This window comes from Oscillibacter sp. CU971 (genome assembly GCF_905219725.1).
Lineage (GTDB): Bacteria > Bacillota > Clostridia > Oscillospirales > Oscillospiraceae > Oscillibacter.
On record NZ_CAJMXG010000008.1, the window covers coordinates 23,834 to 35,180 of the forward strand.

Genomic DNA, 11,347 nt, shown 5'->3' on the forward strand with positions numbered 1-11,347 from the left:
GGTTTTTGCCATGAAGCATCTGCTGGAAAAACTGATGACCATTCCGGAGGCGGGGGAGCTGCTCCGCCGGGTGGAGGACGGCGGCTGTCCCGCCGCGGTGACGGGCCTCCAGCCCGTACAGCGGGCCTGCCTGGGCGCGGCGGCGGCTCGGGCGGCGGGCCGTCCGGCGGTCTTTGTCTGCGGCGACGAGGGGGAGGCCCGGCAACTGGCCGGGGATTTGGAGGCCCTGCTGGGCGAAGCTCCGGTGACGCTGCTGAGCCGGGAGTGGCGGCTCCGCCCCGGGGCGGTGTCCTCCCGGGACTGGGAGCGGGGCCGCCTGGCGGCGCTGTACGCCATGGCCCAGGGCGCTCCCGGGGCCGTTGTGGCCACCGCCGACGCCCTGATGGCCCGGACCATGCCTCCGGAACTGCTGAGGGATCTGTCCGTCATTTTGAGGGTGGGAGAGCGTCTGGATCTGAGCGATTTGCCGGACCGGCTTCTCTCCGCCGGGTATGTCCGCTGCCAGCAGGTGGAGGGCGTGGGCCAGTTTGCCCTCCGGGGCGGCATTCTGGACGTGTTCTCCCCCCTGATGGACCAGCCGGTCCGCTGTGAGTTCTTCGACGATGAAATCGACTCCATGGGGGCCTTTGACCCCGGTACCCAGCGGCGGACGGCGAACCTGGATTCCGCCCTGATTCTCCCCGCCGCCGAGGTCCTGCCCCGGCAGGCAAAGGGAGGACTGGAGGGCCTGGGGGAGAAGCTCCTGGCCCTGGCCGGAAAGCTGGAGAAAAAGGGCTCTCCCGCCGCCGCTCATCTCCGGGAGGACGGTGAGCGCCTGAAAAACGGTTCCGTCCCGGAGGGAATGGACCGCTATCTGACCGCCGTCTATCCTAAAGCCGCCGCCGGAGTCCACTATCTGCCCCAGGACGCCCTGGTGTTCCTTTGCGAGGCGGGCCGGGTGGACGAGCGGGTGAAGGGCGCGCTGCTCCAAAACCGGCAGGACCTGGAGACTTTAATGGAGGCCGGGATTTTAGCGGGGGACTACGCGAAGCTGCTCCTCTCCGCCGAGGAGCTTTACGCCGCCTTGGAGGCCTTCCCGGTGATCATGGCGGGGGCTCTGCCCACTTCCCGCTATCCATACCCACCCAAGGGCATNTTGAGCGTCAACGCCCGCCAGCTCAGCTCTTACGGCGGCAGCCTGGAGACCGCCGTCACGGATTTGGAGCAGTACCGGGAGAGCGGCAGCGCCGTGCTGCTGCTGTGCGGCGGGGAGACGCGGGCGAAAAATCTGCACAATCTCCTCTCGGNNCGGGGGATTCCCGCCGCCCTGGATATCAAGGGAACCGCCATGCCGGGCCCCGGGGAAGTGCGGATATCCGTGGGAGCCCTCTCCGCCGGGTGCGAGTGGCCGGCCCTGAAGCTGGCGGTGCTGACGGAGGGGCAGCTCATCGCCCCCTCCCGGAAGCGGGCGCGGCCCAAAAAGGATTCCAACCGCCAGAAAATCCAGTCCTATACCGACTTGAAGCCGGGGGATCTGGTGGTCCATGCTCACCACGGTGTAGGCCGCTTCGCGGGCATCCAGCGGATGCCGGTGGACGGCGTGGAGAAGGACTATATTAAAATTGACTACGCCGGGGGGGACTGCCTCTACGTCCCCGCCACGGCGCTGGATTTGGTAGGCAAGTATATCGGCGGCGGGGAGGACGGCGAGAGCAGCCGGAAGCTGAACAAGCTGGGAGGTACCGAGTGGGCCAAGCAGAAAACCCGGGCCAAGAAGGCCGTCAAGGACCTGGCCAAGGGCCTGACGAAGCTCTACGCNGAGCGCCAGCGCTGTCCCNGCNTCGCCNTTTCCCAGGACTCCCCCTGGCAGCAGGAGTTTGAGGAGGCGNTTCCCTACGCGGAGACGGACGANCAGCTCCGGNCCATCGCGGAAATCAAGAAGGACATGGAGCGCCCGAGGCCCATGGACCGCCTCCTCTGCGGCGACGAGGGCTACGGCAAGACGGAGGTGGCCCTCCGGGCGGTGATGAAGTGCGTGCTGGACGGGAAGCAGGCGGCCATTCTGGTGCCCACCACCGTCCTGGCCCAGCAGCACTACGCCACGGCCATGGGCCGCTTCCGGGATTTCCCGGTGCGGATTGAGGTGCTGTCCCGCTTCACGCCGCCCAAGGACCAAAAGCGTATTTTGGAGCTGGCGAAGGAGGGCCGGGTGGATCTTCTCATCGGTACTCACAAGCTGCTGCAAAAGGGCATGGAATTCAAGGATCTGGGGCTGCTCATCATCGACGCGGAGCAGCGCTTCGGCGTCACCCACAAGGAGCGCTTGAAGGAGATGAGCCGTCAGGTGGACGTGCTGACCCTGTCCGCCACGCCCATTCCCCGGACGCTGAACATGGCCCTGTCGGGCCTCCGGGACATGTCCGCCATCGAGGAGCCCCCGGCGGATCGCCAGCCGGTCCAGACTTATGTGCTGGAGCACGATTGGGCCNTTTTGGAGGACGCCATGCGGAAGGAGCTTGACCGGGGCGGGCAGATTTACTACCTTCACAACCGGGTGGAGAGCATTGACCGCGCGGCCTCCCGCATTCAAAAGATGCTGGGACCCGAGATCCATGTGGTCACCGGCCATGGGAAGATGAGCGAGCAGGAGTTGTCCGCCGTTATGGGGGCCATGGTGGAGGGAGAGGCGGACGTGCTGGTCTGCACCACCATCATAGAGACGGGCATTGACATCTCCANCGTCAATACGCTTATCGTAGAGGACGCGGACAAAATGGGCCTGGCCCAGCTCCACCAGCTCCGGGGCCGCATCGGCCGCAGCGCCCGGCGGGCTTACGCCTACCTGACCTTCCGAAAGGGGAAGGTCCTCCAGGAGATTGCAGCCAAGCGCCTTTCGGCCATCCGGGAGTACGTGGAGTTTGGCTCCGGCTTCCGCATCGCCATGCGGGACCTGGAGATTCGGGGGGCGGGGAATCTCCTGGGCCCGGAGCAGTCCGGATATCTCATGAGCGTGGGCTATGACCTCTATTTAAGGCTCTTGGAGGAGGCCGTGCTGGAGGAGCGGGGCGAGGAGAGGCAGATCGAAACGGAGTGCTCCGCCGACCTGACCGTCAACGCCAACATCCCGGAGCGTTACGTCTCCTCCCCGGAGCAGCGGATGGACCTCTACCGCCGCATCGCCGCTATCCGCTCCAACGACGACGCGTCGGACCTGCTGGACGAGCTTTTGGACCGCTATGGGGAGGCTCCCAAGCCGGTGCTGGCCCTGCTGGACGTGGCCCTTTTGCGGGCGGCGGCGGCCAAGGCGGGGGTGTCGGACATTACCCAGAAGAAGGACGTCCTCCGCTTCCAGATGGCAGTGTTCCGCCCGGAGGCGGTGGTGAAGGTCTGCGGACTGAACAAGTACCGCCAGCGCCTGTCCGTGGCCGCCGGAGAGGACCCGGCCCTGAAGCTGAAGCTGAAGCCCGGCGCGGACGCGCTGGAGAGCGCCATGGAGCTGGTGGAGGATTTGAAGCTGCAAACCCAGGCGTAAAACGCGGGGGATCTGAAGACAGATCCCCCGTGTTGTCATATCTTCCGTTCCNTCCCAATATAATAGTTGGGACAACCTCATGATGGGAGGAGTGGGAGCGATGCGGAAACGGATGGCGGCGCTGGGCCTGGCTCTATGCCTGGGACTCAGCGGCTGCGCGGTGAAAGGGGAGGAGAAAAACGCCTCCTTGCTGGGCCGGGCGGCGGATCTGNGGGAGGAGCTGGTCCTGCTGACCGTGGACGGCCGGGAGGTCCCCGCCTGGCGGTATCNCTATTGGCTGGCCTTCACCTGNGACCAGGTCCGGGANAAGTACAAGGACGCCGGCCTGTCCCTGGACTGGGAGACCCCGGTCCCCGGCGGCACCCTGGCGGACTACNCCAAGGACCAGGCCCTGGCCAACACGGCCCTCTACGCCACGGTGGAGAACTGGGCGGAGCAGNNCGGCTGCGCCCTCAGCGAGCGGGAGCGGGCGGCCCTGGCGGAGACCTGGGAGGAGCAGTCCGCGGCCCGCGGCGGGGAAGAGGCGTACTTAAAGGAACTGGCGGCCCTGGGGCTGGATCGCCTCCGCTCCGAGGAGCTGTCGGAGGTGGGGATGCTCTACGCCAAGCTCTACGACCTCTGCCTGACGGAGGGCAGCGAGCTTTCAAGCCTTCTGGCGAANACGGACGGCCTGACGGTGGACCGTATTCTGATTTCCGCCGGGGAGGACCGGGAGGCGGCCCGGGAGAAGGCGGCGGAGGTATTCTCCCGCCTCAACAGCGCGGAGGACCCGGCGGCGGCCTTTTCGGCCCTGGCGGCGGAGGGAGACGACGCGGCGGGCCCCCGGACCCTTCTGCCGGGAGACGGGACCCTGCCCCCAGCGCTGGAGGAAGCGGCGCAGACCCTGGAGGAGGGCCAGTGCTCCGGCATTTTGGAGTCGGAGGAGGGGTTTTCCATACTTCGCCGTCTGGTCTTCCAGGGGGAGGACCTNGCGGGAGAGGCCTTTGACCGCCTGCTCCAGGCCGCCGCTGAGGAAGCTCTGGTCCAGACCGCCCCGGCCTATGATACCTTGGACGCCGCTGCTTTTGACCAGGCGCTGGCGGAGCTGCGGGCGGAGAAGACGTAAGCCCTCCGCTTCTTGAAACCGGGAAGCGGGACCGGGCGGGATTGGAAAACGATGGATTTTCGTCACCTTGACGAAAACGGCCCTGATGTTGTCAAAGATTTAACGAAATTGTAAAACCTGACGAAAGACCATTGACGAAACGGGGAGGAGTCTCTATAATGATACGCAGAGAAAGGCGGTCAGCGGGCTTGTCAAAAAATTGGCAATCTGCGTCCCGCCTTGCCCGTTGAGACTCCGGCGGCCCGCCGAGCCGCCAAAATATTACAAATACGGAGGAACATCATGAAAGATCTTTATGTCGTGAACTGCTGCCGTACCGCCATCGGCTCCTTTGGCGGCAGTCTGAAGAACACTCCCGCTGCGGAGCTGGGCGCGATCGTGGTCAAAGAGGCCCTGAACCGCGCCGGTGTGAAGCCGGAGAATGTGGATGAGGTCATGTTCGGCTGCATCCTCACCGCCGCCCAGGGCCAGAACGTGGCCCGTCAGGTCTCCATCAAGGCCGGCATTCCCTATTCCGTTCCCGCCTACACCGTGGGCATGGTCTGCGGCTCCGGCATGAAGTCTCTCATCGAGGGCGCCCGCTCCATCCTGGCCGGGGATTCCGATATCGTGGTCTGCGGCGGCACGGAGAATATGAGCGCCGCTCCCTTTGCCTCCATGGACGCCCGCTGGGGCGCCCGCATGGGCGACAAGAAGCTGGTGGACACCATGATCAAGGACGGCCTCTGGGACGCCTATAACAACTACCACATGGGAACCACCGCGGAAAACATCAACGACATCTGGGGCATCACCCGCCAGGAGCAGGACGAGTTTGCCGCCGCCTCCCAGCAGAAGACCGAGGCCGCCCAGGCTGCCGGTAAGTTTGAGGCCGAGATCGTCCCCGTCCCCGTGAAGGTCAAGCGGGACATGGTGGACTTCAAGAAGGACGAATATCCCAAGGNCGGTGTCACCGCCGAGGGCATCGCGAAGCTCCGCGGCGCGTTCCCCGTGGGTCCCGAGTCCCCCAATCCCGAGGTTGTCCATACCTTCGAGGTCACCGGCAAGAAGGAAACCGAGGACAAGGGCCAGCAGCGGNTCACCGCGGCCAACGCCTCCGGCATCAACGACGGCGCGGCGGCCATCATTCTGGCCTCCGGCGAGGCTGTGGAGAAATACGGCCTGAAGCCCATGGCCAAGCTCATCGGCTGGGGCCAGGGCGGCGTGGACCCCAAGATCATGGGCGTGGGTCCCGTGCCCGCCTCCCGTCAGGCCATGGCGAAAGCCGGCGTGACCATTGACGACATCGATCTCATCGAGGCCAACGAGGCCTTTGCGGCCCAGTCCATCGCCGTGGGCCGGGAGCTGGGCTTTGACATGGCGAAGGTCAATGTCAACGGCGGCGCCATCGCTCTGGGCCACCCCGTGGGCGCTTCCGGCGCGCGGATCATTGTCACCCTGCTCCATGAGATGCAGAAGCGCCCCGAGGCCAAGAAGGGCCTGGCNACCCTCTGCATCGGCGGCGGCATGGGCGTTGCCACCGTCTTTGAGAAGTGCTGATACTCTTTCTCGGAGAGAAAAAGTATTCAAAAAGAGCGTTCGCCCGCTCCGGTTGTCTGGAGGGCGTCCGGGCCGGAGCGGCAGCGCGGAATTGCTGAATTTACAAAGAGGGGCCTTCGGGTCCCTCTTTGGCTGTTAAGGAGAGATAAAAATGCGGGAACATTTTCAAGGGTTGGGCCATGCGGCTGTTTATACGCAGGATATTGAAAAGAGCATTGCCTTTTATGAAAATCTGGGCGGCGAAGTAAGGGGCCGGGGCGCTGTGAACGCTCCGGCGGGAGAGAAGAAGCTGGCTTTGGTGCTGTTTGGCGGCATTACGCTGGAGCTGATCCAGAGCCCTGGGGCCATGCCCATGGGGGAAGGGAACGTCCCCCACTTCGCTATCCTGGTAGACGACCTGGATGCGGCAGCGGCGGAAATCCGGGCGGCGGGAGTGGACAGTTTCCTGACACCGGAGAAGAAGGTCCTGCCGGACCTCTTCGGAGGCTTGCAGAACTGGTTTTTCACCGGCCNCTCCGGGGAGCAAATTGAGCTTTTGCAAATGCTGTAAAGGAAAAAGGGCTTTCGCCTAATGGTGAAAGCCCTTTCTGCATAACCGGCTTAGCGGAACAATTTCCGGGCCACCCAGATGAACAGGCATGCGCCTGCTACGTCCACAATGAGATTGGCGAACCAGCCGTAGGCGTAAAAGCCGAACAGGCCGAACACGGTGCTGCCTACGGCAGAGCCTACCACGCCGANGATGATGTTGCGGAGAAACCCGCCGCCGGCATCCATCANTCTCCCGGCAATCCAGCCCACCAGTGCACCCATAATTAGAGAGCCTAGTAAATGAAACATGCGAACGCTTCCTTTCCTCAGTCTTCAANATATTNNCGCACCCGGTNAACCGCTCCAATTTCTTCCTCGCAGATCTTCCGGCAGTTCTCGATCTCCTCCGTGGGGATGGTGTCCACCACGGTCATCATCACCGTGGGCACATACTGCCGGAGCTCCTTGGCAAAGGACTTCATGGCCTCGTAGGCCNCGGTTTGGNCCGGATGGCAGAGGGCGTCATACTTCTCCGCCGTGTCGGTGTTCAGGGAGATGGACACCATGTCGAACCGTCCGGCGAAGACCGGGCAGNTGTCCCGGCCGTGGATCAGGTTTCCGGTGCCGTTGGTGTCCATGCGGGTGAAGGGCTTTTTGCCCTTGGATTTGAGTTGGTCAATCACCCAGCAGATATCGTCGATGCGGTAGCTGGGTTCGCCGAAGCCGCAGAAAACCAGCTGCTTGTATTTTGCGAGGTCCCGGCTTTCGATGTCCGCCAGGATTTCCTCCTTTGTGGGCTCCCGCTCCAGCCACAGATTGTNGGTGTAGATGCTGCCGCCGCGGCCGTTGTGCCGGAGGCAGAATTCACAGTTGAAGTTGCANCGGTTTGTGGTGTTGACGTACAGATTGTCACCGTATTCGTAAGTGATGGTAAAGCCTTTTTCCATAAAATATTGCTCCTTTTCCTATTGCAGATGAAATCTGGACAGAGTAAACACGCCGTTCCGGTATCCGACATCAGCGGTATAATCGGCCACGTAGTTCGTGGTCTTCCAAAGGTCCACCGCGCCCAAAAGCTGGATGGCATGCTCCTCCGGCAGAAGGCGGAAGTTTGCAATCCATCCGGCGGAGGGCTCCATCTGGCCCTCCAAAACGTGCTCCATATCGATTTCCAGAAGCTCNCGACCCAAAATTAGGAAGTTTCTTCCATCTGTCTGGACAAACCTCAGCAGAGGCGGAAGCCTTTCCTGCCAGAGGCTCCCCGGCATGGCGTAATCTGTCAGGGTTCCGTCCGGATTTTTCTCCAACACATGCAGGTCATAGATTGAAACGCCGGTGCCGCTGCCTACGTAGGTGAGGACAATCAGCTCGTCTTTCCCGTCGCCGTCCAGGTCCATTACAGCCATGCGGGGCAGGAACCGGCGGGGCGTGAGGAAGTCCCAGTCGAATTCCGCCAGGCTGTCCCCCCAGCGGATGAGGGCGGTCTCGTGGGCATTCTCCGAATAAGGCAAGCCGTAAAAGGCTGCGCCTGCTTCGGGCGCTTCCGCTAGAAGGCCGATGGTCCCCCCTCGCAGCCAGCCGTCTATGTCATAAGGCATCCGGCTGTTCTCTGGACTGAATTCCCGCGGAAGGGGCAGGTCATAGTCCTCCGCCGGGGCCCGGCCCTCGGTGACGGCGGCCTTTGAGGAAATGGGTTCGGCCTCCGCCGTCTCCGGCAGGGCAAAAGCCGGGACCTCCAGAACTTCCATAACGGTTTCCGGTTTCGCGCCGCAGGCCGTCAGCACTACCAGCATCAACAGCAGGGGAATTATTCGGTACATCCAGTTTCCTCCTTGTAGAATGCCCCAATCTTCGGAAATAACCGCAGCCCGTTCTCCCAAGTGATCCGGGTCATCTCTTCCGGGGACACGCCCTTCCATTCCGCCAGCTTCTCAATGATATAGGACAAATTCCGGCTGTCATTCCGCTTCCCCCGCAGGGGGGCCGGGGAGAGGTAGGGGGAATCCGTCTCCACCACGATGCGATCCAGCGGCGTGACGGCGGCCACCTCCGGGGCCTTCTGGGCGTTTTTGTAGGTGATGGGCCCGTCGAAGCCCAAGAACCATCCCCGTTTCAAAAGCTCCTCCGCCATCTCAGGACTGCCGGAAAAGCAGTGGAACACCCCCCGCGCCTCGGGATAGTCCAGCACGATGGCCAGGGAATCCCCGTGGGCCTCCCGGTCGTGGACGATGACGGGCAGATCCAGCTCAATCGCCAGCTCAATCTGCCGCCGGAAGACCGTCTGCTGGAACTCCTTGGAAGGGTTGTCCTTCCAATAGTAATCCAGGCCGATTTCTCCCACGGCCACCACTTTTTCGTGGCCGCAGAGCTTCCGGAGGGCGGCAAATTCCGCCTCGCCCGTCCCGGCGCAGTCGGAAGGGTGGATGCCAACGGCGGCATAGACAAAGGAATACCGCTCCGCCAGGGCCAGGGCGGCCCGGGAGCTCTCCAGCTCACAGCCGGGATCTACCACCAGCCCAACCCCGGCGGCAGGGAGGGCGGAGAGGATTTCGTCCCGGTCGGCGGCGAACCCATTGGAATCATAGTGGGCGTGGGTATCAAAAATAGGCATGGAAAAGCACCTCCTGGCAAAACAAAAAGGACATCCGAACGGATGCCCTTTTGGCCTGACGGCCTCCGGGCATTCACACGGAAGCGTCAATACCCCGGGAGCGGGGATATGTTGGATCAACCGATCCGATTGAGCTTCAGGGTCATGGCGCTCTTTTTGTGAGCGGCCGCGTTCTTGTGGAGAACACCCTTCGCCACAGCCTGATCGACCTTTTTCACCGCAACCTTGTAAGCGCCATCGGCATCGGTGCGATTGCCCTCCGCCGCCGCGGCCTCGAATTTTTTGATCGCAGTCTTGAGATCGGATNTCGTGGCCTTGTTGCGGGCGTTCCTCGCTTNNCCGATGAGAACGCGCTTCTTGGCAGACTNGATATTCGGCAAACCAAACACCTCCTTTGGCCGTAGANTTCATGCGGGCAGGACAAGTCCTACCGTACAGACCTATATTTTAGCAGGGAAAGCTCCAAAAAGNAAGGGTTTTTTTTCATATTTTCATAAGATTATCAAGAGGAGGGAGGAAACCCTGTCCGCCGGAGGGCCGCCGCGCGGATTTCCCGGCATTTTTCCGGGGGCAAGCTCATAAAATGGAGTCAAACAAGCTGTGTAAAACTCCAGAAGGAGGGACGGATATGACTTCAAGGCAGGCGGGACGGCGGATTGCCGCCAATACGCGGCGCAGGACCCGGAGCATCCGAGGCGGGACCCGAAAAAGTGAGCCGCTGGAGGCAAAGGATCTGCGGCTGATGCTGCGGCTGGTGGCTTGCGGCGGCATTTTTGTGGCGCTGGTGGCAGCAAAGCTGCTGCTTCCGGCGCGGATGGAGGCGTTCAATGAGAAGCTCTCCGCTGCCATGGAGCGGAATATGGACGTGCAGGCGGTTTTCTCCGCCGTGGGCCGGGCCTTTTCGGGAGAGGAAAGCGTTGCGGGTGTCTATCAGGCGGTATTCCNNCCTGAGGAGGGAGCCGTCCAGACCGGGNCGCTCTCCCCGGCGGACAGCCCGTCAAAGATGACCGCCCGGGCGGTGCAGCTCCGGGACGGCGCGGCGCTGGAGGTCCTGCGGCGCTTCCGCCCGGAAACGCCATCCCAGGCGGAGGCGGCGGAAACAGAAACGGAAGCAGAAGGGACGGGTGGAATCCAGTCGGCCTCGAATCTGGCCTATGTGCTCTACTCCCAGGAGAATCTCCCCGAGGGCGTCAGCATGGAGCAGGACCGCTTGGGCTTTGACTTCTGCACTCCGGTGACGGGGGGAACGCTCAGCTCTGACTTCGGCTATCGGGAGCACCCCACGGAGGGGGAAGAGCGGTTCCACTACGGGGTGGACCTGGCGGCGGATACGGGGACGGAGGTGCGCTGTTTTGCCGACGGCACCGTCANCGCCGTGGGGGACAGCAGCAGCTATGGGCGTTACTGCGTCGTAGCGCACGAGAGGGGATATTCCACCCTCTACGCCCATTGCAGCCGCATCACGGTCTCCTCTGGAGCAGCGGTGAAGCGGGGGCAGAAAATCGCCGAGGTAGGGGAAACCGGCATGNCCACCGGGCCCCATCTTCACTTTGAACTCCAGCGGGAGGGAACTTACCTGAATCCCATTTACTATGTCTCATCCCTGTAGGGTTCAGGTTACCGGCGGCTTTGTCCTGCTGACGGCCTGGTTTGTTCTGGCCAACGGCTGGGAGCCCCTGGTCACCGTGCTGGGAGCTGCTGCGTTCCATGAACTGGGACACTGGACCGTCCTTCATCTTTTAGGAGCGAAGGCGGCGGCGCTGCGGCTCAGCGTCCTGGGGGCGGCAATGGAGGTGGACAGCGGGCGGCTGTCCTACGGCGGGGAGCTGGCGGCGGTGCTGGCGGGCCCCGCCGCCAACCTTCTGGCGGCGCTGGTCCTGACGGCCCTGGGAGGAGAGCGCTGGCCCGCCGCCGTGGGGGCAAACCTGGTGCTGTGTGCCTTCAATCTGCTGCCGGTCCGGCCCTTAGACGGAGGGCGGGCGCTGTATCTGCTGGTCTCCTGGGCGGCGGGCCCGGCGGCAGGGGAGGCGGCGGGCCCGCCGCCCAGGAG

At 63.2% G+C, this 11,347-nt stretch carries 10 protein-coding genes; 6 read left to right on the forward strand and 4 right to left on the reverse strand.

From position 1 onward, the window contains the following. Positions 1–10: 10 nt before the first annotated feature. From mfd to JX325_RS01530, 4 genes are all read left to right on the forward strand, one after another. Positions 11–3,511 carry a transcription-repair coupling factor gene (gene mfd / locus JX325_RS01515; RefSeq protein WP_204789416.1) on the forward strand — a complete coding sequence of 1,167 codons (3,501 nt, stop codon included), beginning with the start codon at positions 11–13 and terminating at the stop codon, positions 3,509–3,511. A gap of 100 nt (positions 3,512–3,611) precedes the next feature. Beyond that, positions 3,612–4,616 carry a peptidylprolyl isomerase gene (locus JX325_RS01520; protein WP_204789417.1) on the forward strand — a complete coding sequence of 335 codons (1,005 nt, stop codon included), beginning with the start codon at positions 3,612–3,614 and terminating at the stop codon, positions 4,614–4,616. A gap of 282 nt (positions 4,617–4,898) precedes the next feature. Then, the gene (locus JX325_RS01525) at positions 4,899–6,155 is read left to right on the forward strand and encodes an acetyl-CoA C-acetyltransferase (RefSeq protein ID WP_204789418.1); all 1,257 of its coding nucleotides are present in this window, start codon (positions 4,899–4,901) and stop codon (positions 6,153–6,155) included. Positions 6,156–6,306: 151 nt separating this feature from the next. Next, positions 6,307–6,705, forward strand: coding sequence for a VOC family protein (locus JX325_RS01530; protein WP_204789419.1), 399 nt, complete (start codon positions 6,307–6,309; stop codon positions 6,703–6,705). Between the two features lie 50 nt (positions 6,706–6,755). Here the strand turns inward: JX325_RS01530 and JX325_RS01535 are convergent, their stop codons facing one another. The 4 genes from JX325_RS01535 to rpsT form a co-directional block, all read right to left on the reverse strand. Then, positions 6,756–6,995 carry a GlsB/YeaQ/YmgE family stress response membrane protein gene (locus JX325_RS01535; RefSeq protein WP_204789420.1) on the reverse strand — a complete coding sequence of 80 codons (240 nt, stop codon included), beginning with the start codon at positions 6,993–6,995 and terminating at the stop codon, positions 6,756–6,758. A 17-nt stretch (positions 6,996–7,012) separates the two neighbouring features. Further along, positions 7,013–7,633: a TatD family nuclease-associated radical SAM protein gene (locus JX325_RS01540; protein WP_204789421.1), complete on the reverse strand. Its 621-nt coding sequence runs from the start codon at positions 7,631–7,633 to the stop codon at positions 7,013–7,015. Between the two features lie 860 nt (positions 7,634–8,493). Beyond that, positions 8,494–9,297, reverse strand: a complete 804-nt coding sequence (locus tag JX325_RS01545; RefSeq protein ID WP_204789422.1) for a TatD family hydrolase — start codon at positions 9,295–9,297, stop codon at positions 8,494–8,496. 116 nt (positions 9,298–9,413) lie between these two features. Next, positions 9,414–9,677, reverse strand: a complete 264-nt coding sequence (rpsT, locus tag JX325_RS01550) for a 30S ribosomal protein S20 (RefSeq protein ID WP_204789423.1) — start codon at positions 9,675–9,677, stop codon at positions 9,414–9,416. Positions 9,678–9,925: 248 nt separating this feature from the next. Here rpsT and JX325_RS01555 point away from each other — a divergent pair, with 248 nt between their 5' ends. After that, complete coding sequence (locus JX325_RS01555; RefSeq protein ID WP_204789424.1) at positions 9,926–10,906, forward strand: M23 family metallopeptidase; 981 nt, start codon at positions 9,926–9,928, stop codon at positions 10,904–10,906. Continuing rightward, positions 10,890–11,347: hypothetical protein (locus tag JX325_RS01560; RefSeq protein ID WP_204789425.1), on the forward strand; the 458-nt coding region annotated here is incomplete at its 3' end. The genes JX325_RS01555 and JX325_RS01560, both read left to right, overlap by 17 nt.